Genomic DNA, 25,893 nt, shown 5'->3' with positions numbered 1-25,893 from the left:
AGGGAGGATTGCCCGGTGAATGCACCAAAGGGCCCGACATTGACCGTGGTGCCAAACGCAAAGGGCGATGTTGCAGCATCCGTTTCGCGCGCATTGCAGCCGAGTGGCTGGCCGAAGCCCAAAGGCTATGCCAACGGCATGACGGCAGATGGCCGCATCGTCGTGACCGGTGGTGTAATTGGCTGGGACGCCGAGGAGAAGCTGAAGCCGGATTTTGTATCGCAGGTGCGTCAGGCACTGCAGAACATTTCCGACATCCTCGCGGAAGGTGGCGCGAAGCCCGAGCATCTCGTGCGGCTGACCTGGTATGTCGTCGATATGGAAGAATATCTCGGCAATCTCAAAGCGCTCGGTCAGGCCTATCGCGAGATATTCGGTGCACACTATCCGGCAATGGCGCTGGTGCAGGTCGTGCGTCTGGTTGAACTCGCTGCGCGCGTCGAGATCGAAGCGACTGCGGTGGTGCCGCGCTAAGCGGCGCTACTTCGCCTCGATAAACTCTGTCGGGCTCTTGCCCGTCACTTGCCGGAACGCGTGCGAAAACGCCGAGAAGCTGGCATAGCCGAGATCGGCAGCGAGCTGCTTCACCGACACGTTGCGGTTCATCGATAGTCGTTCGATCGCCTCTGCGATCCGGGCGCGTTGACACCAGCTCTTGAAGCTCAATTGCGTCTCTGCCGAAAAAAGCCGCGATAGTGTACGTGCAGACGTGCCGACGGTGCGCGCCAATGTTTCGATCTCGTAAGTCTGCGTCGGATCGGTCAGCACCATCTCCGCCGCACGTCGGCAGCGCGGCTCTTGCGGCAGCGGCATGAACGTCGCGGGATCGCCTGCCTGATGCAGTTCGAGCATGGCAATCTCGATCAACAACCGATTCCGTGCGACGTCATCGCGCCCATCGAACAGCGCCAGGATCGACTCGTGCAACAGGCGCGACACGCGAACCACGAACTCCGCTGCGAGATCGCCATTGCGTCGATCCCGCGCCAGCCAATCGACGTTGAAATACAGCGAGCGCATCTCGATGTCGGCCAGAACGTCGATGGCGTGGGGCAGGTGGGCCGGCACCCAGACCGCGCGATCCGGTGGCACCAGCCAGCGGCCCTTTGGAGTCGTGACCTGCATAGTGCCCGCAGCGGCGAATACGAGTTGCGCCTCGCGATGGGCATGAGTGTCCAGCCGGATACCCTTGGGGTAGCGCGTCGCCAGGATGTGGACACCGTCCGTCGCCGGGCGCCGTCGCTCCGATAAGTCCAGGATTGGCGGTTCTGCGACATTCATTGGCAACATCCCGTTAGAGCAAGCTCATATAACGGCATTCCAAGGTTGCCAAGGAATCGATTCATGAACGTCCCCAGCCGGGTCATCACCCTCGTTAATGTCGCCCATTTCATCGACCACTACGCGATGCTGATCTTTGCGGCAGCGGTGCTCGTGATGGGTCCGGCCATGAATATGACCTATACCGAGTTGCTGCCCTATGCGACGCCGGGCTTCATGGCGTTTGGAGCCGGCTCGCTGGTGACTGGCTGGCTCGGGGACCGCTGGAGCCGTCGCCACATGATGGTGATCTTCTTCTACGGCATCGGTCTGTCGATGATGGCTGTCGGCCTGGTGCAGACGCCTTTGCAGCTTGGTGCGGCGCTGTTCTCGGTTGGCCTATTCGCGTCGATCTATCATCCGGTCGGCACGGCGATGATCGTCTCCTATGCCGACAAGCTCGGCAGCGCGATGGGCATTAACGGCGTGTTCGGCAATTTCGGCGTGGCATCTTCCGCACTGATCACCGGCGTACTTGGTCAGTTCCTCGGCTGGCGCTGGGCCTTCATCATTCCCGGCCTCGTCACTGTTGCAGCTGGTGTTGTCTTCATGCGCGAGGTCGCACATGAAGATCGCTCGGGATTCAAACAGGCTGCGGCGCAAGCGCGCGTCGCGAAGTCCGACATGTGGCGTGTGATCCTTGCACTGTTGGTCACGGTGGTCGCGATCTCCACCGTCTTCAACGCCATCACCGTCGCGCTGCCAAAACTGTTTGCCGAGCGTTTGTCCGACATGACGGACAGCCCGGCATTGCTCGGCATCATTGCCGCCTGCGTTTATGTCTTCGGCGCGGCAACCCAGTACAACATCGGCAAGCTGATCGATAAGCACTCGCTAAAGGCGGTGAGCGTTCCGTTGTCGCTGGTGCTCGCACCGTTCCTGTATTTCGCAGCGTCGCAGTCGAACATCTCACTGATTGTCGTCGCGATTGGAATCATCATTGGTTTGTTCGGGCAGATCACCGTCAATGAGGCGATCGTCGGCAAGTATACAAGCGAGGAGTGGCGATCGCGCGCCTACGCCGTGCGTTATTTCGTTGGCTTTACCGCAGCGGGAGCCTCGGTTGGGCTTGTCGCATGGTTGTACGAGCAGGGTGGCTTCATCATGATGTTGCACGCCTTTGCCGCCTTGTCGGCGCTGGTGATCGTCGCCGCATTGATTTTGCCGCGGGAGTTGCCGCCAGCAAAAGCGCCTGTGGCATAAAACCTCTCGCTTGACACTGGCGAGCAGCACGGGACCGGTCTAGTTAGGCGGTGAATACCATTCGCCTCCTGAATGGCGGCTGGCGAAAGTGGCATTTCGCGCACATCAGCATCGTGATCGCAGATTTCCGAATGGTCTCGGGAATTGTCCGGTGTCTGCGGTGTTGCATGATGGGTGCTGCTTTCTGACCGTGATGACCGAGACGCGAGCCGCCGGAAACCGTTTTGCTGGATACGTCCGTGAATTTTGAAACGCTCGTCGACGAGATTTATGAAGCGGGAGTTTTGCCGGAGCGTTGGCCGCAGGTGTTTGATCGCCTGGCGGAGATGGCAGATGCCGAAGGTGCGATGATTTTCGCATCCGCGCCCGGCATTCCGCGGTGGACGTCATCTGAGAGAATTCGCGAGCGGATCGATCGTTGGACCAAGAGTCCCTATGCGACCAAGAATCCACGAAGCGCCAGACTAATCGCGGAAAACGAGCCGTGGTTTCTGACGGACCTGGACCGGTTCACAATGGAAGAACTCGACAATGAGAGCTTCTACCGGGACATTCTCCGGCCGGCGGGTCTCGGCTGGTGCGCCGGTACCTCGGTACGGTCTCCCTCCGGTGATACGCTCGTGATTTCGGTAGAGAAGGCTTACGCCAAGGGGCCGGTTGAACGCGCTGTGGCGGATCAACTGGATGGCCTCCGGCCTCATCTGGCCCGTGCGGCGGTGCTGTCCGGTCGTCTGGGCTTCGAACGTGCCCGCACGGCGGTTGCGACACTTCAAATGATTGGCCTTCCCGCGTGTGCGGTCAGTCAGGAGGGGCGCGTTATCGCGGCCAATCCTGGGTTTATTTCCAGCACGACGATTGTCGGCATTGGCGCGCAGGATCAGGTGCAGTTCGCCTCGCAGGTCGCTCAGACCATGTTTATCGAGGCGCTGAGCAAGCCCTTATCTCTGTCGAAAACGGGCCGTTCAATTCCAATTTCTGGGACTGAGCACAGCCCACCCTTGATTGCGCATGTGCTGCCGCTCCGTTTGGCTGGTCTCGATGTTTTTGCGGGCGCTATGTCGATCCTGCTCCTGACGCCGATCACCCACCAGCAGCGCAGCCCGGGTCCGGAGCTTCTGCAGGCTTTGTTCGATTTGACGCCGGCTGAAGCGCGGATCACCAGCCTTTTGATCGATGGCAACTCGGTCACCGCCATCTCGAAAATGCAGAGCGTCAGCCTGAATACTGTGCGGACCCAGCTGAAATCCGTCTTCCTGAAAACCGGCGTCGAGCGGCAGGTGGACCTGGTTCGGCTTCTGGGCCAGCCGCGAGTTCAATTGATCCCGGACCGGGACGCCTGAAAAATCCACGAAAAAGGCCGGCACGATGGCCGGCCTTGATGCGTAAGTATGTCCGGTGAAAAATCGTGCAGTCGTCAATACACGGTCCGCCGAAGCGGTAATGAGAAACCGCTGCTATGCTGCTGAAGCAGCGGCGAAACAATTCCCGGTATCGACGTAGGTTATTCCTGCGACATCCGCGTCACCAATTTGGGTGAAGCGCCCGACTATTTGTATACAACGCAGGGTTTCACGAATTCACGTGAACAAAATCCCGCAGCAGCGGGTAGATCTCGTTGTTCCAACGGCGTCCGCTGAATACACCGTAGTGGCCGACACCGGCCTGCATGTGATGGACTTTGCGATAGGCTCGCACGCCGGTGCAGAGATCCTGGGCTGCTAGAGTCTGGCCGATCGAGCAGATATCATCCTTCTCGCCCTCGACCGTCATCAGCCCCATGCGCTTGATCGATGCGCAGTTCACGGTCCGGCCCTTGTAGGTCAGCTTGCCTTGCGGCAACAGATGTTCCTGGAACACGTCGCGGATGGTGTCGATATAGAACTCTCCCGGCAGATCCATCACGGCGAAATATTCATCATAGAACGTCTTGATGATTTCCGCCTTCTCGGTCTCGCCCTTGGCGAGATGATTGGCGAGATCGACATGTGACTTGATGTGGCGCTCGAGATTCATCGAGACGAATGCAGTCAACTGAATGAAGCCGGGATAGACCTGCCGGAACGCGCCTTTGCACTGGAACGGCACGTAGTTGATCATGTTCTCTTCGAACCACTTCAACGGCTTGCTCTTGGCGAACTCGTTGACCTTGGTCGGCTGTATGCGCGTATCGATCGGGCCCGCCATCAGCGTCAGGCTTGCCGGGCGCGCGGGGTGATTGTCTTCCGACATGATAGCTGCAGCGGCGAGCGCCGACACGGACGGCTGGCAAATCGCGACCATGTGCGAACGCGGGCCGAGCTCGTTCATGAATGTGATCAGGTGCTCGGTGTATTCGTCGAGGCCGAACTTGCCCTGATTGAGCGGTATGTCGCGGGGGTTATGCCAGTCTGTGATATAGACGTCATGATCCTGCAGCAGGGTCTTCACAGTGCCGCGCAGCAGCGTCGCGAAGTGGCCGGACATCGGCGCCACCAGCAGCATGCGTGGCTGCTCCGGTGCATTCTCTTTCTTGAAGTGTAGCAGCGATCCGAATGGCGTCTTGAAGGTGACTTCTTCCGTCACCTCATGCTCGCTGTTACCGACTATCACCTTGCCGATATCGAATTCGGGCCGATGATAGGTGAGGGCGGAGCGTGAGATCAGCTCAAGTGCTGCCGCGAGGCGGCCGAACAGTTTCTCGGACGTGCCGGCCGGGACGAGATTGAGGTACTTCAATGCGGCAGACGCACCGGTGCGCCAAGGTGCTGTCAGATCCATGTGATTCTGGTAGGCCTGATACATCATTGACATCATCCGGAGCTATCCCTGCTGTGTTGCTATGCAATATTGAAGCCAGAGAAGAGTCAATTCGTCTGGAAAACTGGCACGTGGTTTGCTGAATAAAATTAAAGCAGCACAAGCAATGGGCAGCCGGGAACCGGTTACCCCGAGGGCTGACCGGCTGCCTGGGTTCGGGCGTAAGGGGATAAGTCATGGCCAACGCAACACTCACCATCAGCAGCAAGAACTACTCGTCGTGGTCATTGCGAGGGTGGCTGCTGACAAAATTCTCAGGCCTTGAGTTCGACGAAGTCGTTACGGCGCCGGACGATGCCTCCGCCAAGGCCGAGATCCTGTTGCTGTCTTCATCGATCCTGGTGCCCTGCCTGCGCCATGAAGGGGCGGTGGTCTGGGATACGCTGGCAATCGCCGAATATCTCAACGAGATCATGCCGGAAGCAAAGCTATTGCCGGCGGACCGCATCCTGCGGGCGCATTGCCGCTCGATTTCGGGTGAAATCCATTCCGGCTTCACGACATTGCGAGCGTCGCTGCCGGTCAACATCAAGGGGCATTTTCCGAACTTCAAGGTCTGGTCGCGCGCGCAAGCCGATATCGACCGGATCTGCACAATCTGGCGCGAGTGTCTGTCGAAGTCCGGCGGCCCTTTCCTGTTCGGCACCCGTAGCATGGCGGACGCCATGTATGCGCCGGTGGTGACGCGCTTCGCGACCTATGACGTCAAGCTCGATCCTCAGCTATCAGCCTATGCCAGCATGGTGATGAACCTGCCCGAAATGCAGGAATGGATTGCCGCAGCCAGGCAGGAGCCTACCGATATCGAAGAGCTCGAGGTTGAGTACTGATTGATAGTTCGGCAACGCCATGCCGGCTTACGGATCGGGCAGGGCGTGCTCAACTTGTATCCAGAATTTGTAGCGCTCGCCCGGGGATTTGCGCGGTTTGGCCGCCAGATCACCTGCTAACACGCGCGATTGGTATCAAAACGCCTTTGACGCCAGCTGGCGCGATTTTCGCATAGCAGCAATTTCTCGCGAGCCGCATTGCGTTGGCTGCCGATCGATTGCGCGCCAATCACAGTTCGGTCCCCGGGTATTTTTAAACACGTTGGAGGATCCCATGAATGTACATGCTGCGATCGACCTCAAATGGCCTGGGCTCAAGCACCCGAACGGCGATCCTCTGCGCCTGAATCATGGGGATTTCGTAGCGATCGATCGGTACAAGGACACGACATACGAGGCGACCTATCGCCCGCAGGCACTTTATAGCCGCGCTAATGAAGGCTTTCACGCCAACAACGAAACCTTCCTCCTTCATGAGGTCGCGACCAATCTGCCGATCTATCGCGAAGACACCGGCCCTACCGACTTCCATCTGCATCTTCCACCAGGCGGCTTCCAGCTCGTGCTGGTCACGTCGGGCATGTTCACCTTCGATTACGATGGGCGCTTCTACAATGTCGGCCCTGGCGCAGTGATGCTGCAAAGCGCGATCGTGCATCGTCAGCTGTTCTACACTTGGTCGGGATTGTCTACCGAGGAGAACCTGAAGACGCCCCAGACGGTGGTGCCCGATCCCCTCTCCATGGGCTACTCCGGCAAGTTTCTCGAAGCCTTCATAACCGATCCGACGACCTTCCCGAACCCGACAATCGTGGGTCCGGATCAGATCGACGAAGCCGAGACACCACGTGTGGCCTGGACCCATGCGCTGCATGATCGCCCCGACAACGCGGGCTTCTGGCTTCAGGATCCGCTGGCGCTGGACGCGCTCTTCAAGCTGCTGGCTGATGACACCATCAAGTCGGCGGCGCCCGTCTATGTGCGCGATATTGGCATCGAGGCTCCGAGCGGTCATCTTGTCACCGGTCACATCATCGCAACCGATCCGCATGGCAAGTCCCTCTTGCCGAAGAGCTCCGCGGCGGCCGTGGATGCCGCCTCTTTCGCGAGAGGTGAGGTTGTCATCTATCGCGTCATTCGCGGCACGGCCGAATTCGTGGATAGTGCTGGGAAGACGTTCGAACTTGCGGCCGGTGATGTGGTGACGGCGGGCAAGAATTCGACCAGCCTCATCGGGATGGGCGAAAATACGCAAGTCCTCCGGCTTGGCCTGCTGAAAGGCATGGAGCAGCTTCGAAGCTGGACGCCGACCCAACGCGATGAAATCGACGGCCTGGCGGCCAAGATCATTACACAGAAGGACATCCGTCCCCTGCGGACCGAGGGCAAGCCTGTCGGCTATCTGTACGCGTAAGCGCTCGTCGGCGCAGTGCACCGCCGCCCCTGAAGCAGGTACACGGCGCTCACGCTGTACGTGGCAGCCGCCATCCGACCACGCGTGCCTCGACCATGCTGCCCGTCTCGGCATTGCGCCATTCGCCATCGATGAACTGGCAAGGGAAGGGCAGCTGATAAGTGCCGCTGTGGTCCTCGCACAACACTTGCACCACCTGATCAGGCTCAGGATCACCCTGGCCATCGAATTCGGCCAGCCGTCGTTCACGCGTCGCCATGAGGTGCTCCGGTCCAAGGAACGGGCGGACATCTTCTTCGTTCCCATCACACCTGGTTGACAGCCGGGCGCCAGCACCGCTTGGTCTTGGCGGCATGACGGACATGATGGGGAAAACGATGCGCGGCCGAACAATCCTTGCGATGACATTGCTGACCATTTTGGGCGCCGCCAAGGCGCAGGCGCAGGATGTGCCGGGAATCGAGATCTGCACGGTCGAAAAGACCATGGAGCGTCGCACCAGCTGCCTGCAAAGCAATGTCAATTTTCTGCAGCAGACATTGGGCAAGCTGCGGCTTGATCAGCAACAGCGGCTGGATGCGGCCAACCGTCAGGTCGAGGCGCTGAAGGCTACCGTCGTTGCCCTGCAGAAGACGGTGGAGGAGCTGCAGGCGGCGCAGAAGAAGCCGGCGCCGGCTGCGAAGGAAGCTCCGGCTGCCGCGAAAGACGCGCCGGCGGCCAAGGATGCGCCAGCGCCCGCCAAGGATGCAGCGAAGTAGGGCGCTCTTGTCCTACTCGCTGCTCAGCACGGGTCCGAACAGTTCCCAGCGTTCGCCCTTGAAACGCATCATCTGCAACTGCTGCAGCGGGCTGTAGTCGGTTGGGCTGGTCTTGACGCGGGTACCGGGCAGGAAGATGCCGACCTCATAATCGAGGCTCGTGGCCTGCTTCATCACATTCTCCCGCGTAAGCGTGTCGCCGCATCGCTCCAGGATATGCGCCAGCGTGCGCGCGATGCCGAAGCCGTACAGCGTGTAGATGTCGTTCTTGTCGCCGTCGGGATAATACTTGTCCATGAACGCAAGCCATTCCTTGATGGTCGGATCGTCCTTCCACTGCGGATCGGTGGGGTCCTTCATATAGGCTGCGCTGATCACGCCCTGCGCATTGTCGAAGCCTGCGGGCTTGATCACCGAGCCGACCGATTGCGACACGTTGACCAGCATCTGCACCGGCTTCCAGTTCAGCTCGGCCACCTTCTTGATCGCCTGCGCGGCGAACTTGGGCGAGGCGATGTTCAGGAACACATCGGGATTGGCGGTCCTGATCTGGACGATCTGCGAATCTACTGTCGGTGAGCTGGTCTCGAAGCTCGCCTGTACCGTGATCATCTTGTCGGCCTTGTCGCCGAGTCCTTCGCGTACGCCGCTGAAATAGTCCTTCCCCATATCGTCGTTCTGGAACAGCACGCCGATCCTGGCATCGGGATGGTTCTTCAGAATCCATGCAGCCCAGATGCGCCCCTCATTGTGGTAGCTGGGCGACCAGCCCATGGTCCACGGGAAGTGCTTTGGGTCGGCCCATTTCGAGGCGCCGGACGACACGAACAGATGCGGCACTCTCTTCAGGTTCATGTATTTCTGGATCGCGGAATTCGTGGCGGTGCCCAGGGGATTAAACAGCAGCAGCACTTCGTCGCTCTCGACCAGCTTGCGCGCCTGTTCCACCGTCTTTGGCGGCGAGTAGGCATCGTCATAGCTGATGAAATTGATCTTGCGGCCGTTGATGCCGCCCTGATCGTTGATCATCCGGAAATAGGCGGCCTCCGATTTTCCGATCGAGGCATAGGACGATGCCGGCCCGCTATAGGGCATGATGTTGCCGACCTTGATCTCGGTGTCGCTGGCGCCGGGATCGTATTTCTTCTGCGCGTGAGATGGCGTGGCCAGCGCGCCGAACATGAGCGCGGAAAGCGCGAGAGTCATCCCGCGGGGCAGTGTCCTGTGCATCGCTTCCTCTAACGTTTTGTATGCCCGCGGTGCGGTCCATCTGAGTGGACCGTCGATCGCCGCGGCTTGCGTCGAGTATGCACGATTGAGGAGAGCGGGCCAGCAACGAGAGCGCGTGGCTCAGCACGCGTGCGTCCCCTCTGGCTCAGGAGAGGGGACGCCGGAGCGTATCGCTTACGAGTTCTTCTCGCCGGACATCAGCGGGCCGAACAGCTCCCAGCTTTCGCCCTTGAACCGCTGCATCTGAAGTTGCTCCAGCGGGCTGAAGTCGGTCGGGCTGGTCTTGATCTTGGTACCCGGCAGATAGATGCCGATCTCCATGTTCAGGCTCGCCGCCTGCTTCATGATGTTTTCGCGGGTGAGGTCATCGCCGCATTGCTTGAGCACCTGGACGATACCCTGCGATACGCCGTAGCCGAACACGGTGGCGCCGTCTTCCTTGTCGCCTTCGGGATAGTATTTGTCCATGAAGGCCGACCATTCCAGCATGCCCGGATCGTTCTTCCATGTCGGATCCTTGGGATCCTTCATATAGGCCGCGCTGAGCACGTCCTGCGAGTTGGCATAGCCCGCGGGCTTCATCACGCTGCCGACAGATGCCGAGACATTGGTGACGATGTGAACGGGCTTCCAGCCCATCTCGCCGACCTTCTTGATCGCCTGTGCAGCGAATTTTGGCGTGGCGATGTTGATGAAGACATCCGGATTGGCTGCCTTGATCTGCACGATCTGTGAATCCACCGTCGGTGACGCCGTCTCGTAAGGCACCTCAGAGACGATGTAATCTTTGACCTTATCGCCGAACCCCTCGTGCAGCCCGATGATGTAATCCTTGCCGAAGTCGTCATTGGCATAGAGCACGCCGACTTTCTTGCCGGGATGATTCTTCATGATGTATTGCGCGTAGATGCGCGCCTCGGCCTGGTAGCTCGGCTGCCAGCCCATGGTCCAAGGGAAGTTCTTCGGATCGGCCCATTTCGCGGCGCCCGTCGAGACGAATAGCTGCGGCACCTTCTTGGTGTTCATGTATTTCTGGATCGCCGTATTTCCCGGCGTGCCGAGCGGGTTCATGATGAACAGCACTTCGTCATTCTCGACCAGCTTGCGCGCTTGCTCCACCGTCTTCGGCGGGCTGTAGCCGTCGTCATAGCTGATGAAGGTGATCTTGCGGCCATTGATGCCACCCTTCTCGTTGATCATCTTGAAATAGGCGGCCTCGGTTTTTCCGATCGTCGCGTAGGAGGACGCCGGGCCGCTATACGGCATGATGTTGCCGATCTTGATCTCGGTATCGGTGGCGCCAGTATCGTATTTCTTCTGCGCGTGGCTTGTGGTGGACGTAAGCGCTACGACAACGCCGGCGAGCAAAGTCACTCGCAGAACTTTCCAGTCATGCTGCATGGTCAAGTGTCCTCCCTGTGGTTCGATCAACCGCATCGGCCCGTCTATGCAGGCTTTTGTGATGCGGCTCGAATGCCGGGAGTATGCACCAAGCCTTGAAGTTGGAAAGCTGACTTAATCAGCAAAGCATGACGCGGCGCACAACACCGCGTCTATGTTTGTGCGTCGCGCTCACTTGCCAGTGAATTTGGCTGGGCGCTTTTCAAGAAACGACGCCATGCCTTCGCGGAAATCCGCTGTGCGAAACAGCGGCAGCAGTTGCAGGAACACGTGATGGACGTGGTCGCCAAAGCTCTCGGACAGACCTGAGCGCATCATGCGTTTGGCAGCCTGCACTGCGAGCGGCGCATTGGCGGCAATCTCGGCCGCGACGGCATTGGCGCGCGTCATCAATTCCGCATCATCAACCACCTCGTTGGTAAGGCCCATTTCGAGGCTTTCGCGCGCCGACAATGTGCGGCCTGTGAAGATCAGCTCGGCTGCCTTGGCCCAGCCAATCATGCGCGGCAGAAACCAGGTGCCGCCGGATTCAGGCACTACGCCGCGCTTGACGAAGGCTGCAGCGAATTTTGCGCTCTCCGCCATGATGCGCATGTCGCAGCCGAGTGCGACGTCCATGCCATAGCCGGCGGCGGCACCATTCATGGCGCAGATCGTCGGCTTCTCCATGTTGAACATCACGATCGGGGGCGCTGACTTGAGATCGAGCGTGGTGCGGCTGTTGTTGGCGTCATTGGCGGAGCCGATGCCGGTGCCCTTGGTGGCGCTGGCCATATCGAGCCCGGCACAGAAGGCGCGGCCGGTGGCCGTCAGGATGATCACGCGGACTTCGGGATCAGCGTCGGCTTTCAGGAACAGTTCGCTGAGCTGCGACAGCATCTCACGCGAGATCGTGTTCAGCCGTTGCGGGCGATTGAGCGTGACGGTCGCGATGCCATCGGCGACAGAGTAAAGCACTTCGTCATCGGCTTCAGGCGCAACTGCGGTGTCGGTCGGCATCGGTTTCCTCGGACTTTTCGCGTTATCGTTGATTGCAGCTAAAGCCGAATGGAAATTCCACGCAAGTGGCCATGCATTTGCGCGGCTTGGCAGCGCCGGACATGTTTGCTCTACTTTCGTCACGCTGCGTCGCCCACCCAGGGTGCGATAACAAACCAAGAAAAATGTCAGGGAGTTTCCATGTCCAGCCCCAACATCCGCGTCCTCGCCACCGATCTCGCATTCCCCGAAGGCCCGGTGGTGATGCCGGACGGCTCCGTCATTCTGGTCGAGATCCGTGCGCAGCAACTGACGCGGGTGTGGCCGGATGGCCGCAAGGAAGTGGTCGCGAAAATCCCGGGCGGCCCGAACGGCGCAGCGCTCGGCCCTGACGGCAAGATGTATCTCTGCAACAATGGTGGCTTCAGCTGGGCGGCGTCGCGCGGCGCCATCATGCCTGGCGCGCCGGAGCCACATGAATATATCGGCGGCTCGATCCAGCGCGTGGACCTCTCTAACGGCAAGGTCGAAACCCTGTTCGACAAATGCGGCGCGCATCCGCTGAAGGGACCGAACGATCTGGTGTTCGACAAGCAGGGCGGGCTCTGGTTCACCGATCTCGGCAAGCGTCGCCATCGCGACATGGATGTCGGCGCGTTCTATTACATGAAGCCGGGTGCTACCGAAGTCGTCGAAGGGCATTTCGGCATGTTGCCGGCCAACGGCATCGGCCTGTCGCCGGACGAGAAGACTGTGTACGTGGCCGAGACGCCGACGGCGCGGTTGTGGGCCTTTGATGTTGGCGCGCCCGGCGAGGTAAAGCCGAGTGACGTGATCTATCGCGGTGAGCGCGGCCGTCCCATTGCGGGCCTTGGCGGTTACCAGATGTTCGATTCTCTCGCGGTCGAAGCCTCCGGCAATGTCTGCGTCGCAACACTGGTCAGCGGCTGCATCTCGGTGATTGCGCCGGATGGAAAATTGGTGGAACAGATACAAACTGGCGACCGCGTCACCACGAATATCGCATTTGGCGGCCCCGAGCTGAAGACGGCCTATATCACGCTGTCAGGCAAGGGCGAGCTGATCGCAATGGATTGGCCGCGTGGTGGCTTGCCGCTCAATTTCTTGAACAAGTAGCCCGAGCGCGATCAGCAAAAGTGGAAGCCGGTTTTGCGTCCGATCGCGCGTCTAGAACGAAGGAAGACCGATGCCGTGGCTTGAACCCGTTACGCTCTCTGGCCCTCACGCCCGGCTCGAACCTCTTGCCAAAGATCACTGCGATGGCCTGATCGAGGCCGCCAAGTCAGGCGACCTTTCGAAGATCTGGTACACCGCGATCCCGACGCCGGAAAAGATGAGCGCCGAGATTGACCGTCGGCTCGCTCTGCAGGCATCAGGCGCGATGCTGCCATTCACGGTGAAGGATGCCGACGGCAAGATCGCTGGCATGACGACCTATATGAATGTCGATGCCGCCAACCGCCGGGTCGAGATCGGCTCGACCTGGTATGGCAAGTGGGTGCAGCGCACCGCGCTCAATACCCAGTGCAAGCTCCTGCTGTTGCAGCATGCTTTCGAAAAGCTGGATTGCATCGCGGTGGAATTCCGCACGCATTTCTTCAACCACCAGTCCCGTCGTGCCATCGAGCGGCTCGGCGCTAAGCAGGACGGCATCCTGCGCAATCACCAGATTGCGCCGAACGGCACGCTGCGCGACACGGTTGTCTATAGTATCTTGCCCGGCGAATGGCCGACGGTGAAGGCGCATCTGACCTATCAGCTGGACGAGAAGCCGCGTTGACGATCAACTGGCAGCACGTCGCTTGCGGGCAGGCGGATAAATCCGGTCAATCAGGCGATTGCAATAATCGGGTGTCGGTATCTGTTCGCTGAATAGCGCGCGATAGATGATCGGCGCCACCACATGGTCGATCACCTCGTCGATATCGAACGGCGTCTCGCCGCGCGCTTTGGCACGCGCGTTGATGGTGGTGAGGTGGTCACAGGTGAAGCCTGCGCAGGCGCTGGGCAGTCCCTCCTTGAGGGCCGACAACACGTCCCGCATCAAGGCCTGGCCGACTGGGGACGACATCTCTTCGGCATATTGCTCGATGAAGGCGCGCAGATCGGTTTCGACCGCACCAGTGTCGTCGGGATCTGCGATCGGCCGCAGCCGCGCCACGGCGACGTCGGCGAGCAGCGCGGAGAGATCGCCCCAGCGCCGATAGATGGTCGACGGCGTCACGCCAGCCTCGGCAGCGATTTGCGGCACGGTGATCTGGTTTCGGGTGGAAAGAGCCCCCAATTTGCGGACAGCATCATGCACGGCGCTCTGTATCCGCGCGCTGCGTCCACCAATCCGGACTCGTTCCTTCACCGTCACATCGGTCTCCCACGGTCGCACATGTGCAAAAAACTGAGATTCTTAACGCAAAATATTTGCATTAAGGTCTTGGGCGACCTAGATGCCTAATGCAACTATTTAGCTTTTAGGAATGAGCTATGCAAGGCAGTGCCGAAAAGACCTGTGTTTCCAATGCCCAAGCATCACCAGCCAGAGCCGGTTGGGTGTTGAAGCCATCGGCCATGACGGCATTCAGTTTTGCCGGGGCCGCGCTGGTCGCGGCCAGCAGCAGCGCGGTGACGCCGCTGTACCGGCTCTACCAACAGTCGATGCACCTCTCGCCGCTGATGATCACGCTGGTGTTTGCGGTCTATGCGATCAGCCTGCTGGCCGCGCTGCTGACAGTCGGCGGCCTGTCCGATTATGTCGGACGCCGTCCGGTCATTCTCGGCGGTCTGTTGCTGAATGCTATCGCAATGGTGCTGTTCTCCTATGCCAGTGATGTCGGGCAATTGATCTTCGCGCGTGCCGTGCAGGGCCTTTGCGTTGGCACGGCGACAACGGCGCTGGGCGCTGCGATCCTCGATACTGACCGCAAGCGTGGACCGCTCATCAACAGCGTGACCGCCTTTCTTGGCCTGATGGTCGGCGCGCTCGGCGCGGCGGCGCTCGTCACCTTCGCGCCCGATCCGCTGCATCTGGTCTATGAGGTTCTATTCGCGCTGACGGCCGTGATGATTGTGCTGCTGTTCATGATGCCCGAGACCGTGTCGCGCAAATCGGGTGCGCTGGCCTCGCTGCGGCCGCATGTGCGCGTGCCCAGCCAATCGCGCGCCGCGCTGCTGCGCGTTGCACCGGCCACCGTCGCCACATGGGCGTTGGGCGGTTTCTCTCTGTCCTTGATGCCCACGGTGGTCGCAACAACGATGGGCGTCTCCGCGCCTTGGGTCGGGGGCGTCGTGGTCGCGACCCTGATGCTGGCTGCAGCACTGACCGTGGCCGCCCTTCGGCAGCTTCCGGCGCAGCGGTTGCTGGTGATTGGCACGGCCGCGCTGTCGCTGGGCGTCTTCGTCTCGCTGCTCGGCATCTGGCAGCACAGCGTTGCGATGCTGTTTGCCGGTTCGGTGATCGCAGGTTTCGGCTTCGGCGCGTCCTTCGCCGGCTCGCTGAGCACGCTGCTGCCGACCGCCGAGGCGCATCAGCGCGCCGGTTTGCTGGCGGCGTTCTATGTGTTGTCCTATCTGGCCTTCAGCCTGCCGGCACTCGCTGCAGGTGTGGCTGTGCCATATGCCGGACTGGCCGTCGTGGCCTATGTCTATGGCGCCGTGGTCATCGTGCTCGCGATCATGTCGATGATTGCGTCGCTGCGCGGTGAACGCTGACGGTCAGACAGCGTCCGGCTGATACAACGTATCCACCGTCACCGTGCCGACGACGCGCGAGACGCAGGGACAGATCTTCGTATTGCCGCTCTTTTGGTGATCGCTGAAGAACACGTCGCGATGATCGATTTCGCCGTCGATGGCGAGGACATCGATGGCGCAGACCCCGCATTCGCCGCGTTCGCAGTCCGACATCACCTCGAAGCCGGCCTCGTTGAGCGCTGCTAGCATCGAGCGGCTTTGCGGCACCACGATCTCGGCACCGCTATCCTTCAGCCGGACGCGGAATTCCGTGGTCGGCAGGAGACCACTGGAGCCGAATGTTTCATAGCGCAGATCAGCGGGCGCGCGTCCGGCGGCGTTCCATTCGCGCCGGGCCGCTTCCAACATGCGCATCGGGCCACAGAGGATGACGATGGCATCGGGAGGCAGGGCGCCAAAGGTCGCGGTGAAATCCAGTCGAGCACCTTCATGGCTGGCGTGCACCGTCAGGCGGTCGCCGAGCAACGTCGATAGTTCATCGAGATAGGCGGCTTCGCTGCGAGCCTTCACTGCATAGTGTAGCTGCAGATCGATGGCTTTGCTGTGGAGCGCTGCGGCAATGCCGGTGATCGGGGTGATGCCGATGCCGCCGGCGATCAGGCAGTATGTCCCACGATTCCAGTCGATGTCGTAGAGCGATGACGGGCTGGAGATCTCCAGCCGCGCGCCGACTTGCAGTGCCCACATGGCTTTGGAGCCGCCGCGGCTATCCGGTGCCAGCCGCACAGCGATACGCAGCAACTCGTTGCTGCGTCCTCCCACCAGCGAATAGGATCGCGTCTGTGGCTGGCCGTCGATCAGGAGGCTGACATTAATATGGCTGCCGAGAGGGTAGGACGGCAGCGGTGTATCCGGCTTCAGTGTGATCTCGCGAATGTTCGGCGCCACATTGCGCGTGGCCTCGACGCGGCATCCCATCCAGTGTTCTGCAAAACGCATGAAGGTCTCCGTCAATCCGCCGGTGTCGAGGTCAGCAATGCCAGTGCAGGCAGCAGGTCGAGATGATTGCGATTGCGCAGTGCCAGCCGCAGATTGCGCACGGCAAGCCGCGCGTGCTCACGCATGATCGCCTCGGCGCGCGCACCTTCGCGATTCTCGATGGCGTCGACGACGATGCGGTGATGTTCCTGGCCGATCAGCAGGATGTTGTGCGCTTCCGGCAGCGCTGACTGCGCCATCACGAAGGCGCTGGGCGAGGCAAAGGGCATCGCCGAAACACGATCTATCTGCCGGATCACCGGCGCGCTGCCGGAGAGATCGGTCAGCAGCGCATGGAAACGGGCGTTCATGGTGACATAGGCAGAGAAGGCTTCCACGGAGATCGGATCCTGCCGCACCAGTTGATCCAGATCCGATAGACATTCTTTCAGTGGTTCAAGGTTGCGGGCGCTGGCGCCGCGCTCGGCGGCGAAGCGGGCTGCGAGGCCTTCCAGCGTACCGCGCAGTTCGATGGAGTCGAGAATGTCGCGCTCGGAAAACGCCTTCACCATGAAGCCGCCGGAGGGGATCGCCTGCAGCAGACCCTCATCTTCCAGACGCACCAGTGCGAGGCGCACCGGCGTGCGCGAGACGCCGGTGATTTCCACAGCCTGCAATTCGCTGATGCGCTCGCCCGGGCGCAGCGTGCCGGACAGGATCATGTCGCGCAGTGCGAGCTGCGCACGCACGGTCTGCGAGACGGAGCGTTCGGTATCGCGTTCGCTCATGATTTTACTCTGCCGCCTGCAGTTTGGGTGGCGTAGTTTCCTTTGCCACCATGCGGTCGATCACCCGTCGGCACCACATGGCACCGGCATCGATATTGAGGTTGTAAAATACGCGGTCCGGATTCTCGGTCATCGCCTTCTGCTGCGCTTCGAGAATGATCTCGTCCTCGCGGAAAATACCCGCGACGCCTTCGCGGATTTCCGTGGTGATCTTCTGTTCGGTGATGCGGTGGTTGCGGACGAAGGCCCAGAAATAGTGGCACGTGGTCTCCGTCTCGGGCGTCATCGTATTGAGCACGAAGCCGTTGACGCCCTGCGAGCGATCGCCTTCCGGTGCGCCGGTTCCGGCCGGTGCGACGCCGACGTCGATATTCACCGTGCTCGGCGCCTGGAAGTGGATGATCTGCCAGCGATCGACGGGACCGGGCTTGCGCAACTGCGCGGCCCAGAATGGCGGCGCCTCAATGCCCTTCATCCAGCGCGTCACCGTCACGGTCTTGTCGCCATGGGTGACATCGAAAGGCGATTCAGCGACGTCGTCCTGACCGATGCTGGAGCCGTGCACGAAGGTCTCGTGGGTGAGATCCATCAGATTGTCGACCACGAGGCGGTAGTCGCACTTCGCGTGAATCGTCTTGCCGTCGCCGGCCCATTCCGGATCGTCATTCCAGTGCATGTCCGGCACTAGTGCCGGATCTGCCAGCGCCGGGTCGCCCATCCACAGCCAGATGAAGCGATGCCGCTCGACCACGGGATAGGAGCGCACGCAGGCGGAGGGATTGATGGTCTCCTGCGAGGGCATGAAGGTGCAGCGGCCCTGCGCGTTGTATTTCAGGCCGTGATAGCCGCAGACCACAGTGTCGCCCTCGAGGCGTCCCTTGGACAGCGGCACCAGCCGGTGCCAGCAGGCATCCTCCAGCGCGCTGACGCCGCCATCGGAGCGTCGATAGATCACCACATGCTTGCCGCAGATCGTGCGCGGGAAAAGCTGGTGCTTGATGTCGGCATCCCAGGCGGCGGCGTACCAGGCGTTCAGCGGGAATGAAGCGAGCATCGTATTCCTCCGTGGCGCAGTTCTTGAGTCCTGTCTGTATACAGGTATGGCGTTTGAAGGGACGATACTTCAATAAAACGGGAATTAGAACCAGTTTATGTATACTGAAATTGGAAAATATCTGCGGAATAGGTATTAAAAAACCGCCCCTGAGGGCGGTTTTCCGTGAAGGCTGTATACCTCGATGGTGGATCAGACTTCCCGTCTGTTCAAAAACGCCAGCCGCTCGAACAGGTGCACGTCCTGCTCGTTCTTCAACAGCGCACCATGCAGCGGCGGGATCAGCTTGCGCGGGTCGCGCTCCCGCAGCATCTCCGGTGACATGTCCTCATTGACCAGCAGCTTCAGCCAGTCGAGCAGTTCCGACGTCGATGGCTTCTTCTTGAGGCCGGGCACGTCGCGCACCTCGAAGAAAATACGCATCGCTTCGGCGACGAGGCGATGCTTGATGCCGGGGAAGTGGACCTCGACGATCTGGTTCATGGTGTCGATGTCGGGGAACTTGATGTAGTGGAAGAAGCAACGGCGCAGAAACGCGTCGGGCAATTCCTTCTCGTTGTTCGATGTGATCATCACGATCGGGCGCTTTGCCGCCTTGATGGTCTCGCCGGTCTCGTAAACATGGAATTCCATGCGGTCGAGCTCGAGCAGAAGGTCGTTCGGGAATTCGATGTCAGCCTTGTCGATTTCGTCGATCAGCAGCACCGGTCGCTCTGCATGGGTGAAAGCTTCCCACAGCTTGCCGCGCTTGATGTAGTTGCCGATATCCGAGACGCGGGGATCGCCGAGCTGGCTGTCGCGCAGGCGCGAGACGGCATCGTATTCGTAGAGGCCCTGCTGCGCCTTTGTGGTCGACTTGATGTGCCAGGTCAGCAGCGGTGCGCCCAGCGCCTTGGCGACTTCCTCGGCCAGTACGGTCTTGCCGGTGCCAGGCTCGCCCTTCACCAGCAGCGGGCGTTCGAGCACGATAGCGGCATTGACCGCGACCTTGAGATCATCGGTCGCGACATAGTTTTCGGTGCCGGTAAATTTCATGGAGACTTTGCCTTGTTCTTCTTGTCGCGCGGACGCGCGCCGCCGAAAATGATGGGAATCGCGGTAGGCGATCGCTGAGTGAGGGGATGCGACGTCAGCGCCGGATCAGCGACAGGATGACGAGCACGATCACCGCGCCGATGGTGGCGTTGATGATGTCGCGGATCGCCCCGACGCCAAGGCTCACACCCAGGCGCGGCAGCAGCCAGCCAGCGACCAGTGCGCCGATGATGCCGATCACGATATTGCCGAGCAGGCCGAAGCCGGCGCCACGAACGATCAACCCGGCCAACCAGCCGGCAATGGCACCGATCAGCAATGCTGCGAGAATTCCCATGGATCAATCCTTCGCGGGCGACATCAAGTGACGCGCCATTCCTGTTGTGATCATCAGCCGTCGGCCAATTTGGCCAGCCGGCACGTTTCCGGGCGAAGTTTAATTGAATTATTGGTCAGGTCCAGCCACCATTCCGGGCACTTCACGGGACCTTTTGCGATGACGAAGAACATATCATGGCGGGGAAAAGCCGGGCGGTCTGGCGGCAATTGGAGGATCAGCCGTTGTGCGAAAAGCCTGCGCTGAAATATTCGCGTTGCAGCGCCGAATTGGCGACAACGCAATCTCGACCACGTCGTTTGGCCTCGTAAAGCGCCAGATCGGCCTCGCCGACCAGGACGGCTTCGTTCGAGGTCAGGCTGTTCCGGCTGGCGACGCCGACGCTGATCGACAGGTGGCCACGGGTTGATGCCATATTTGGAATCTCCAATGCCCTGACCCGAAGACGCAGGGCTTCCGCGATTGTGATCGCGTCGGCCTCGGATACGTCCGGCAAAACGATGGCGAACTCCTCGCCGCCATAACGTGCGGACAATGCCGGCGTATTGATCGTGGCGTCGGCGATGACGGATGCGACGCGTTTCAGGCACTCGTCGCCGGCCTGATGGCCGTTGCTGTCATTATAGCCCTTGAAGTTGTCGACATCGATCAGCAGCACCGACATCTCGTCGTGCTGCTCAAAGACGCGGCGCAGAAAGCCGTCGAGTGTGCGGCGGTTGGCGAGCCCCGTCAGCCCGTCAGTGGTCGCGAGTTCGGCGAGCTTTGTATTCAACGACGTCAACTCGTCCTGCATGCTTTTTCGAAGGGTGACGTCGCGTAGCAAGCCTACGATTTCGACCTTGTCGCGATCGATCTCGCGGGTGGCCAGTTTGAAGTTAACCTCCACCCAAGCGAGTGAATGGTCGTTACGATAAGTTCGAAAAATCACGGTGCGGTTCGCTGTGAGATCTTTCAATTGCGCGCTGGCCGCCTTCACGGCTTCCACATCCTCCGGGTGCACCAGTTCGAAGCAGGAGCGCCCGAGCAGATCTTTCGGATTATGCCCCAAAACGAATTCGACCGAATGCGAGACGAAGACGATATTTCCAAAGCGATCGAGCAGAATAATAACATCGGCGATGTTGTCGGCGAGCAGGCGATAGCGGGACTCGCGCTCGCGAAGCGCGTTTTCCATGTTGAGACGGAAGCGGAACTGGGTCGATAGCAGTGCGGCGAGCAGGATCACGGTGCAGAGCAGGACCGAAGCAACGATAACGTCGGACAGCAGGTTGCTCTTCCATATGGCCAGCACCTGATCCTCGGGAATCGCAACTGTAACGATCAGCGGATACTGCGTGGTTTGCTCGTAGCTGAAATATTTGGTGATACCGTCAAACGGCGAATCAATCTTGTAGAAGCCTGCCAGACTCTGTTTCAGACGGGTCTGAATGAGTTGAGTTCCAGAGAGGTCCTTCCCAACCTCCATCGATGGCCAGTGAATCAGCAGTATGCCGTCGCTTCGGATCAGGCTGATGCCGCCGCTCTCGCCGATCTGGAATGTTTTGTAGAAATCGCTGAAGTACTGGTTGTCGATCGCGCCTGTTAGCACGCCTTTGAAGGTGCCGTCGGGGCCGTCGATCCGCTTCGACAGGATGATTGATGTACGGCCGGTTAGCCGCGACGTGATGGGGGCGTTGATCCTGATATTGGAGTCGGTGTGGTCGCGATGATAGGTGAAATAATCGCGGTCGGAATTATTGTGCGTTGGCGTTTCCGGCAACGAGGAATAGCGCCAGTTGCCGCGCGTGTCGAACACACCGATTTCGCGCAGCTGTGGCAGCGCATTCGCCGTGTTGGCCAGAAACGTGTTGAAGCGATCCGGCTGCGGGTTTTGGTACTTCAGCAGATCCGCCATCCCGCTCATGGCGATATCGATGGCCTGTATCGAGCGCGACGCATGTTCGACCAGTGAATGTGCGAGGTTTCGACTGTCGGTCTCGCTTTGCGCCAATACGGTTTGGCGGGCATCGAGCGCCTTCCAGACGACAAGCCCGAGCACGCACGCACTCATCGCCAGCACGAACAGCGTGACGATCACACCTGGCGCGGAGAGTCGGCTCGGCGAACTGCTGGTCAGTGTGGTGGGTACGGTCATTCGATTCTACGTTGACAGCAAAACAGGCCATCACCATGGCCGTCGTTGCTTTCACGATAGCTAAGAATGCCCGCCGATGGCGGGACACCGCGCTGCGTGGTTACTGACGCCGGAATTGTTGAAACAAATACCAGCAATCTGACAAAGGATTGCTTCACCATCCCGCGGCGCGGAATTCGTTCCGGTTTGGCTGATAAATCTCGCTTATTTCGGATGTGCGCCGCGATGGCGCGCCACGGGGCGGTGTAGGCTTCTACCACATCCGGCCCTTGACGGACGCGGGTGGTCGGGCAATCTGTCAATCATGTTCTTGCAATTCTTCACATCGCTGCGCGATGCACAGGTCCCGGTGACCCTGCGCGAATATCTCACGCTGATGGAGGCGCTCGACGCCGACCTCGCTGATCAGTCGGTGGAGAATTTCTACTATTTGTCCCGTGCAGCGCTGGTGAAGGACGAGCGCAATCTCGACAAGTTCGATCGGGTGTTCGGCACGGTCTTCAAGGGGCTTGAGAGCCTGCTCGACGCTATGGAAAAGGCGGAGATTCCCGCCGAGTGGCTGAAGAAGCTCGCCGAGAAATATCTTACCGAGGAAGAAAAGAAGCAGATCGAGGCCATGGGCTGGGACAAGCTCATGGAAACCCTGCGGAAGCGCCTTGAAGAGCAGAAGGAACGTCATCAGGGCGGCAACAAATGGATCGGCACCGCCGGGACATCACCGTTTGGTGCCGAAGGCTACAATCCCGAAGGCATCCGTATCGGCCAGGAAAAGAGCCGCCACCGGCGCGCGGTGAAGGTCTGGGACAAGCGCGAGTTCAAGGATCTCGACGGCAACGTCGAGCTTGGAATCCGCAATATCAAGGTGGCGCTGCGCCGTCTGCGCAAGTTTGCCCGCACCGGTGCGCCGGATGAACTCGATCTCGACACCACGATTCGGGAGACCGCCAATCACGGCTATCTCGACGTCTACATGCGTCCGGAACGGCGCAACGCGGTCAAGGTGCTGGTGTTCTTCGATATCGGCGGATCCATGGATTCGCATATCGAGCAGGTCGAGGAACTGTTTTCGGCGGCGAAGAGCGAATTCAAGCACATGGAGTATTTCTACTTCCACAACTGCCTCTATGAAGGCGTGTGGAAGCAGAACAAACGTCGCTTCACGGACCGCACGCCGACTTGGGACGTGCTGCACAAATATGCCCATGACTACAAGATCGTGTTCGTTGGCGATGCCTCGATGTCGCCTTACGAGATCATGGTGCCCGGCGGTTCGGTCGAACATGTGAACGAAGAGTCCGGCTCGGTCTGGCTGGAGCGCATCACGCAGACCTATCCGAATGCGGTGTGGCTCAATCCTGTCGCCAAGCGGCACTGGGATTACTCGGAGTCCACGACCATCATTCGGCGACTGTTCTCGGAACGGATGTATCCGCTGACGATTGAAGGTCTCGAAGGTGCAATGAAGGAACTGGTGCGAAAAGCATGACGCAGACGATTACCCGCGGCTACAAGGCGCTGCTCGACGAAGCTAACGCGCAGATCGAGACCATGAGCGTCGAGGACGTAATGAAAGCGGCGGAAAGCCCGGATGTGGTCATCGTCGATATCCGCGATCCCCGCGAGATCGAACGCGAAGGCAAGATCCCGGGCTCGTTCTCCTGCACCCGTGGCATGCTGGAATTCTGGATCGATCCGGAAAGTCCCTATGGCAAGCCAATCTTTCAGGAAGACAAGAAGTTTATCTTCCATTGCGCCAGTGGCTGGCGCTCGGCGCTGGCCGCCAAGACCGCGGCCGACATGGGCCTGAAGCCGGTGGCGCATCTGGGCGGTGGCTTCACCGCTTGGCGCAATGCCGGCGGTGCGGTCGAGAAGGTCGAGCCGAAGGCGTCGAAGAACTCGTAACTCTCGGCCGTCATGCCCGGCGAATGCCGGGTATCCACGTCTTGCCGCGAGTGAAGACGTGGATGGCCGGGACAAGCCCGGCCATGACGGTGTTTCAAAATAAAAGGGCACTTGTGCATGACATCCACAGATCCTCTCGTCTCGACCGAATGGCTCGCCGCGCATCTCGACGATCCCAAAGTCAAGGTTGTCGACGCGTCGTTCAAGATGCCCGGCGTGTTGCCGCTGCCGGTCGATGACTATCTCGCCGCGCATATTCCGGGCGCGGTGTTCTTCGACGTCGATGCGATCTCCGATCACTCCGTGCCGTTGCCGCATATGTATCCGGATGCTGACCAGTTCGCGCGCGACATCGCCGCGCTCGGCATTTCCTCTGATGATACGGTCGTCACTTATGATGCGGGTGGCTGGGTCGCGGCGCCGCGGGCGTGGTGGATGTTCCTCTCTTACGGCCACGCCAATGTGAAGGTGCTCGATGGCGGGCTGAAGAAATGGAAGGCCGAAGGTCGCGCGACGGAGACCGGAAAGTCGTCACCGAAGCCTGGCACTTTCAACGCCACGCTCGACAAATCGTACATCCGCAGCAAGGCGCAGGTCGTTGCCAATCTGGATTCGCGCAAAGAGCAATTGATCGATGCGCGTGCCGCCAATCGCTTTGAGGGAAGTGTCCCTGAACCGCGCGCGGGCATTCGCTCCGGTCACATCCCCGCCAGCCGCAACCTGCCTTACAACCTGTTGTTCGACTCTGCGACCGGCACGATGAAGCCGCTCGAAGAATTGCGCGCAGCCTTCACCGGCACGGGGCTCGATCTGGACAAGCCCATCGTCACCACGTGTGGCTCGGGCGTATCTGCGGCGGTGTTGACGCTGGCGCTTTATCGTCTCGGCGTGCGCGGTTCAGCGCTCTATGACGGCTCGTGGTCGGAATGGGGGCAGCCCGACGGTCCGCCCGTCGCGACCGGGCCGGCATAGCCGGGGTCGAGGTCAGCGCGCGACCGGCAATCCGAACGGATCGGTCGGCTGTGGTGCAGCGGCCGCCATAGGCCTGGCGGCCACACGCCGCTTTTTGACGACGACGCGCTTCTTCACGATCTTCCTGGCGGGCTCTGCAGCAGGCTTAGCTTTCGGCAGTGGAACCGACTCGGTATCGATGGGCGGTCCGCCCAGCATCGCGATTTTCGTCGAAGACAATCTTGCGTCGTCATCGGTCAGCGTGGCTGTCGGCTGTGGCCCCGCTGGCGTTGCTACAACCTCTGCTGCGGCGGCTGGTGCAGGAACGGTGGAAGGCTCGGGAGGAGGGGCAGCAACTGGTTCGACGGAGGTCGCTGGCGCGACGGCAACCGTCGTTAGAGGGTCCCGCTCTTCGATTTTCGTTGCTTCCGACTTCGCTCCAACTTCAGGCTTCGGCGTCGCCGCCACCGGGGCAGCGATCTCGACAGCCTGTGCGGCCGGCGTCGCCGGGGGCGCGGCGGTCTCGGGCAAGGCGATTTTTTCCGGCTCCGCAGGAGCCGCGTTGGGGGGCACTTGTTCTGCCGCCGGTGTCACGGAGACCGCTGGCGGCGCGACAGTCTCAGGGGTGGGGGCTGGTGCTTCGACGCGCAGCATGGCCAATGTCGGCGGAGCTTCGACGGGCTGCTGGGCAAAGACGGTCGGCGGCGCGCGCCTGGTCGGAATGGTCGCGAATTCCTGATGGGCAGAGCGCAGCAGGGCTGCGGCGCCAAGGCCGAAGACCACCAACGAGACTGTGAGCAGGACGGCTGCGAACAGAAATCGGAAACCCGGAAGCATGAATGGCAGTTCCGCCTTCGGACAGACCGTGGAAGGCTTTCGAACGACGGGGACGCGGTGACAACACTGGAAGCGGCCCGTTCCGCAGAATCGGCTGCCGCCAAAGCGTCGCGAATCAGGACTATTTGAGGATAACGCACGGCCTCAGGAACCGTTTGTTAAAAAGTGAGATGCACAACTGAGGACGCATTCCTGAGCAGTGATTTCAGCGGAGGTGAGGCAAGATAGCCACGCCGGCG

The 25,893-nt window shown here is 60.3% G+C and carries 27 protein-coding genes; 12 read left to right on the top strand and 15 right to left on the bottom strand.

Going from position 1 to position 25,893, the window contains the following annotated elements:
• The first annotated feature begins 15 nt into the window (after positions 1–15).
• On the top strand, positions 16–474 hold the full coding sequence (locus tag BLW80_RS24910; RefSeq protein WP_089267412.1) for a RidA family protein: 459 nt from the start codon (positions 16–18) through the stop codon (positions 472–474).
• Positions 475–480: 6 nt separating this feature from the next.
• Here BLW80_RS24910 and BLW80_RS24905 read toward each other — a convergent pair whose 3' ends face one another.
• Positions 481–1,281, bottom strand: coding sequence for an AraC family transcriptional regulator (locus BLW80_RS24905; RefSeq protein WP_244528438.1), 801 nt, complete (start codon positions 1,279–1,281; stop codon positions 481–483).
• Positions 1,282–1,344: 63 nt separating this feature from the next.
• On the opposite strand from BLW80_RS24905, the gene BLW80_RS24900 reads away from it, so the two are divergent.
• Positions 1,345–2,523 (top strand): MFS transporter, encoded by a 1,179-nt coding sequence (locus BLW80_RS24900; RefSeq protein WP_093760636.1) that lies wholly within the window; start codon positions 1,345–1,347, stop codon positions 2,521–2,523.
• A gap of 239 nt (positions 2,524–2,762) precedes the next feature.
• Complete coding sequence (locus tag BLW80_RS24895) at positions 2,763–3,863, top strand: helix-turn-helix transcriptional regulator (RefSeq protein WP_139285931.1); 1,101 nt, start codon at positions 2,763–2,765, stop codon at positions 3,861–3,863.
• A 229-nt stretch (positions 3,864–4,092) separates the two neighbouring features.
• Here the strand turns inward: BLW80_RS24895 and BLW80_RS24890 are convergent, their stop codons facing one another.
• Positions 4,093–5,316 (bottom strand): polyhydroxyalkanoate depolymerase, encoded by a 1,224-nt coding sequence (locus BLW80_RS24890; protein ID WP_093760632.1) that lies wholly within the window; start codon positions 5,314–5,316, stop codon positions 4,093–4,095.
• Between the two features lie 179 nt (positions 5,317–5,495).
• Here BLW80_RS24890 and BLW80_RS24885 point away from each other — a divergent pair, with 179 nt between their 5' ends.
• Complete coding sequence (locus tag BLW80_RS24885; RefSeq protein ID WP_093760630.1) at positions 5,496–6,149, top strand: glutathione S-transferase family protein; 654 nt, start codon at positions 5,496–5,498, stop codon at positions 6,147–6,149.
• A 274-nt stretch (positions 6,150–6,423) separates the two neighbouring features.
• Positions 6,424–7,563, top strand: coding sequence for a hypothetical protein (locus tag BLW80_RS24880; protein WP_093760628.1), 1,140 nt, complete (start codon positions 6,424–6,426; stop codon positions 7,561–7,563).
• A gap of 49 nt (positions 7,564–7,612) precedes the next feature.
• Here BLW80_RS24880 and BLW80_RS24875 read toward each other — a convergent pair whose 3' ends face one another.
• Positions 7,613–7,822, bottom strand: coding sequence for a hypothetical protein (locus BLW80_RS24875; RefSeq protein WP_089267405.1), 210 nt, complete (start codon positions 7,820–7,822; stop codon positions 7,613–7,615).
• 118 nt (positions 7,823–7,940) lie between these two features.
• Here BLW80_RS24875 and BLW80_RS24870 point away from each other — a divergent pair, with 118 nt between their 5' ends.
• Positions 7,941–8,321, top strand: coding sequence for a hypothetical protein (locus tag BLW80_RS24870; RefSeq protein WP_170849791.1), 381 nt, complete (start codon positions 7,941–7,943; stop codon positions 8,319–8,321).
• A gap of 12 nt (positions 8,322–8,333) precedes the next feature.
• On the opposite strand, the gene BLW80_RS24865 is transcribed toward BLW80_RS24870, so the two are convergent.
• From BLW80_RS24865 to BLW80_RS24855, 3 genes are all read right to left on the bottom strand, one after another.
• Positions 8,334–9,527, bottom strand: coding sequence for an ABC transporter substrate-binding protein (locus BLW80_RS24865; protein ID WP_093760626.1), 1,194 nt, complete (start codon positions 9,525–9,527; stop codon positions 8,334–8,336).
• Positions 9,528–9,725: 198 nt separating this feature from the next.
• Positions 9,726–10,952 (bottom strand): ABC transporter substrate-binding protein, encoded by a 1,227-nt coding sequence (locus tag BLW80_RS24860; protein ID WP_093760624.1) that lies wholly within the window; start codon positions 10,950–10,952, stop codon positions 9,726–9,728.
• A 171-nt stretch (positions 10,953–11,123) separates the two neighbouring features.
• Positions 11,124–11,951: an enoyl-CoA hydratase/isomerase family protein gene (locus BLW80_RS24855; RefSeq protein ID WP_093760622.1), complete on the bottom strand. Its 828-nt coding sequence runs from the start codon at positions 11,949–11,951 to the stop codon at positions 11,124–11,126.
• Positions 11,952–12,131: 180 nt separating this feature from the next.
• Here BLW80_RS24855 and BLW80_RS24850 point away from each other — a divergent pair, with 180 nt between their 5' ends.
• A complete protein-coding gene (locus BLW80_RS24850) occupies positions 12,132–13,067 on the top strand; it encodes an SMP-30/gluconolactonase/LRE family protein (protein ID WP_093760620.1) in 936 nt (311 codons plus the stop codon).
• A 70-nt stretch (positions 13,068–13,137) separates the two neighbouring features.
• Positions 13,138–13,731, top strand: a complete 594-nt coding sequence (locus BLW80_RS24845; protein ID WP_068732203.1) for a GNAT family N-acetyltransferase — start codon at positions 13,138–13,140, stop codon at positions 13,729–13,731.
• A gap of 3 nt (positions 13,732–13,734) precedes the next feature.
• On the opposite strand, the gene BLW80_RS24840 is transcribed toward BLW80_RS24845, so the two are convergent.
• Positions 13,735–14,313, bottom strand: coding sequence for a TetR/AcrR family transcriptional regulator (locus BLW80_RS24840; protein WP_093761151.1), 579 nt, complete (start codon positions 14,311–14,313; stop codon positions 13,735–13,737).
• Positions 14,314–14,516: 203 nt separating this feature from the next.
• On the opposite strand from BLW80_RS24840, the gene BLW80_RS24835 reads away from it, so the two are divergent.
• Positions 14,517–15,656, top strand: a complete 1,140-nt coding sequence (locus BLW80_RS24835) for an MFS transporter (RefSeq protein ID WP_093760618.1) — start codon at positions 14,517–14,519, stop codon at positions 15,654–15,656.
• 3 nt (positions 15,657–15,659) lie between these two features.
• Here BLW80_RS24835 and BLW80_RS24830 read toward each other — a convergent pair whose 3' ends face one another.
• The 7 genes from BLW80_RS24830 to BLW80_RS30045 form a co-directional block, all read right to left on the bottom strand.
• A complete protein-coding gene (locus tag BLW80_RS24830; protein WP_093761149.1) occupies positions 15,660–16,637 on the bottom strand; it encodes a PDR/VanB family oxidoreductase in 978 nt (325 codons plus the stop codon).
• An 11-nt stretch (positions 16,638–16,648) separates the two neighbouring features.
• Positions 16,649–17,404 carry a GntR family transcriptional regulator gene (locus BLW80_RS24825; protein ID WP_093760616.1) on the bottom strand — a complete coding sequence of 252 codons (756 nt, stop codon included), beginning with the start codon at positions 17,402–17,404 and terminating at the stop codon, positions 16,649–16,651.
• Between the two features lie 4 nt (positions 17,405–17,408).
• Complete coding sequence (locus BLW80_RS24820; protein WP_093760614.1) at positions 17,409–18,458, bottom strand: aromatic ring-hydroxylating dioxygenase subunit alpha; 1,050 nt, start codon at positions 18,456–18,458, stop codon at positions 17,409–17,411.
• 192 nt (positions 18,459–18,650) lie between these two features.
• A complete protein-coding gene (locus BLW80_RS24815) occupies positions 18,651–19,493 on the bottom strand; it encodes an AAA family ATPase (RefSeq protein ID WP_068732213.1) in 843 nt (280 codons plus the stop codon).
• 94 nt (positions 19,494–19,587) lie between these two features.
• On the bottom strand, positions 19,588–19,830 hold the full coding sequence (locus tag BLW80_RS24810; protein WP_068732215.1) for a GlsB/YeaQ/YmgE family stress response membrane protein: 243 nt from the start codon (positions 19,828–19,830) through the stop codon (positions 19,588–19,590).
• Positions 19,831–20,047: 217 nt separating this feature from the next.
• Positions 20,048–21,964 carry a diguanylate cyclase gene (locus BLW80_RS24805; RefSeq protein WP_093760612.1) on the bottom strand — a complete coding sequence of 639 codons (1,917 nt, stop codon included), beginning with the start codon at positions 21,962–21,964 and terminating at the stop codon, positions 20,048–20,050.
• Positions 21,961–22,224: a hypothetical protein gene (locus tag BLW80_RS30045; RefSeq protein WP_139285929.1), complete on the bottom strand. Its 264-nt coding sequence runs from the start codon at positions 22,222–22,224 to the stop codon at positions 21,961–21,963. The genes BLW80_RS24805 and BLW80_RS30045 overlap by 4 nt, the downstream gene beginning before the upstream one ends.
• Positions 22,225–22,268: 44 nt before the next feature.
• On the opposite strand from BLW80_RS30045, the gene BLW80_RS24800 reads away from it, so the two are divergent.
• From BLW80_RS24800 to sseA, 3 genes are all read left to right on the top strand, one after another.
• Complete coding sequence (locus BLW80_RS24800) at positions 22,269–23,450, top strand: vWA domain-containing protein (protein ID WP_093760610.1); 1,182 nt, start codon at positions 22,269–22,271, stop codon at positions 23,448–23,450.
• A complete protein-coding gene (locus BLW80_RS24795) occupies positions 23,447–23,866 on the top strand; it encodes a rhodanese-like domain-containing protein (protein WP_093760608.1) in 420 nt (139 codons plus the stop codon). Before BLW80_RS24800 ends, BLW80_RS24795 begins: the two co-directional genes overlap by 4 nt.
• Positions 23,867–23,983: 117 nt before the next feature.
• Positions 23,984–24,838 (top strand): 3-mercaptopyruvate sulfurtransferase, encoded by an 855-nt coding sequence (gene sseA / locus BLW80_RS24790; RefSeq protein ID WP_093760606.1) that lies wholly within the window; start codon positions 23,984–23,986, stop codon positions 24,836–24,838.
• A gap of 12 nt (positions 24,839–24,850) precedes the next feature.
• On the opposite strand, the gene BLW80_RS24785 is transcribed toward sseA, so the two are convergent.
• A complete protein-coding gene (locus BLW80_RS24785) occupies positions 24,851–25,654 on the bottom strand; it encodes a hypothetical protein (protein WP_093760604.1) in 804 nt (267 codons plus the stop codon).
• Between the last annotated feature and the right edge of the window lie 239 nt (positions 25,655–25,893).

The organism is Tardiphaga sp. OK245, from assembly GCF_900108575.1.
Classification (GTDB): Bacteria; Pseudomonadota; Alphaproteobacteria; order Rhizobiales; family Xanthobacteraceae; genus Tardiphaga; species Tardiphaga robiniae.
This window is presented reverse-complemented; position numbering and strand designations above follow the sequence as displayed.

Excerpts from the sequence above, each read along its gene's own strand:
- BLW80_RS24905 (WP_244528438.1), bottom strand. The coding sequence starts at position 1,281 with ATGAATGTCGCAGAACCGCCAATCCTGGACTTATCGGAGCGACGGCGC.
- BLW80_RS24900 (WP_093760636.1), top strand. The coding sequence starts at position 1,345 with ATGAACGTCCCCAGCCGGGTCATCACCCTCGTTAATGTCGCCCATTTC.
- BLW80_RS24890 (WP_093760632.1), bottom strand. The coding sequence starts at position 5,316 with ATGATGTCAATGATGTATCAGGCCTACCAGAATCACATGGATCTGACA.
- BLW80_RS24885 (WP_093760630.1), top strand. The coding sequence starts at position 5,496 with ATGGCCAACGCAACACTCACCATCAGCAGCAAGAACTACTCGTCGTGG.
- BLW80_RS24880 (WP_093760628.1), top strand. The coding sequence starts at position 6,424 with ATGAATGTACATGCTGCGATCGACCTCAAATGGCCTGGGCTCAAGCAC.
- BLW80_RS24875 (WP_089267405.1), bottom strand. The coding sequence starts at position 7,822 with ATGGCGACGCGTGAACGACGGCTGGCCGAATTCGATGGCCAGGGTGAT.
- BLW80_RS24870 (WP_170849791.1), top strand. The coding sequence starts at position 7,941 with ATGCGCGGCCGAACAATCCTTGCGATGACATTGCTGACCATTTTGGGC.
- BLW80_RS24865 (WP_093760626.1), bottom strand. The coding sequence starts at position 9,527 with ATGACTCTCGCGCTTTCCGCGCTCATGTTCGGCGCGCTGGCCACGCCA.
- BLW80_RS24860 (WP_093760624.1), bottom strand. The coding sequence starts at position 10,952 with ATGCAGCATGACTGGAAAGTTCTGCGAGTGACTTTGCTCGCCGGCGTT.
- BLW80_RS24855 (WP_093760622.1), bottom strand. The coding sequence starts at position 11,951 with ATGCCGACCGACACCGCAGTTGCGCCTGAAGCCGATGACGAAGTGCTT.
- BLW80_RS24850 (WP_093760620.1), top strand. The coding sequence starts at position 12,132 with ATGTCCAGCCCCAACATCCGCGTCCTCGCCACCGATCTCGCATTCCCC.
- BLW80_RS24845 (WP_068732203.1), top strand. The coding sequence starts at position 13,138 with ATGCCGTGGCTTGAACCCGTTACGCTCTCTGGCCCTCACGCCCGGCTC.
- BLW80_RS24835 (WP_093760618.1), top strand. The coding sequence starts at position 14,517 with ATGACGGCATTCAGTTTTGCCGGGGCCGCGCTGGTCGCGGCCAGCAGC.
- BLW80_RS24830 (WP_093761149.1), bottom strand. The coding sequence starts at position 16,637 with ATGCGTTTTGCAGAACACTGGATGGGATGCCGCGTCGAGGCCACGCGC.
- BLW80_RS24825 (WP_093760616.1), bottom strand. The coding sequence starts at position 17,404 with ATGAGCGAACGCGATACCGAACGCTCCGTCTCGCAGACCGTGCGTGCG.
- BLW80_RS24820 (WP_093760614.1), bottom strand. The coding sequence starts at position 18,458 with ATGCTCGCTTCATTCCCGCTGAACGCCTGGTACGCCGCCGCCTGGGAT.
- BLW80_RS24815 (WP_068732213.1), bottom strand. The coding sequence starts at position 19,493 with ATGAAATTTACCGGCACCGAAAACTATGTCGCGACCGATGATCTCAAG.
- BLW80_RS24810 (WP_068732215.1), bottom strand. The coding sequence starts at position 19,830 with ATGGGAATTCTCGCAGCATTGCTGATCGGTGCCATTGCCGGCTGGTTG.
- BLW80_RS24805 (WP_093760612.1), bottom strand. The coding sequence starts at position 21,964 with ATGACCGTACCCACCACACTGACCAGCAGTTCGCCGAGCCGACTCTCC.
- BLW80_RS24800 (WP_093760610.1), top strand. The coding sequence starts at position 22,269 with ATGTTCTTGCAATTCTTCACATCGCTGCGCGATGCACAGGTCCCGGTG.
- BLW80_RS24795 (WP_093760608.1), top strand. The coding sequence starts at position 23,447 with ATGACGCAGACGATTACCCGCGGCTACAAGGCGCTGCTCGACGAAGCT.
- sseA (WP_093760606.1), top strand. The coding sequence starts at position 23,984 with ATGACATCCACAGATCCTCTCGTCTCGACCGAATGGCTCGCCGCGCAT.
- BLW80_RS24785 (WP_093760604.1), bottom strand. The coding sequence starts at position 25,654 with ATGCTTCCGGGTTTCCGATTTCTGTTCGCAGCCGTCCTGCTCACAGTC.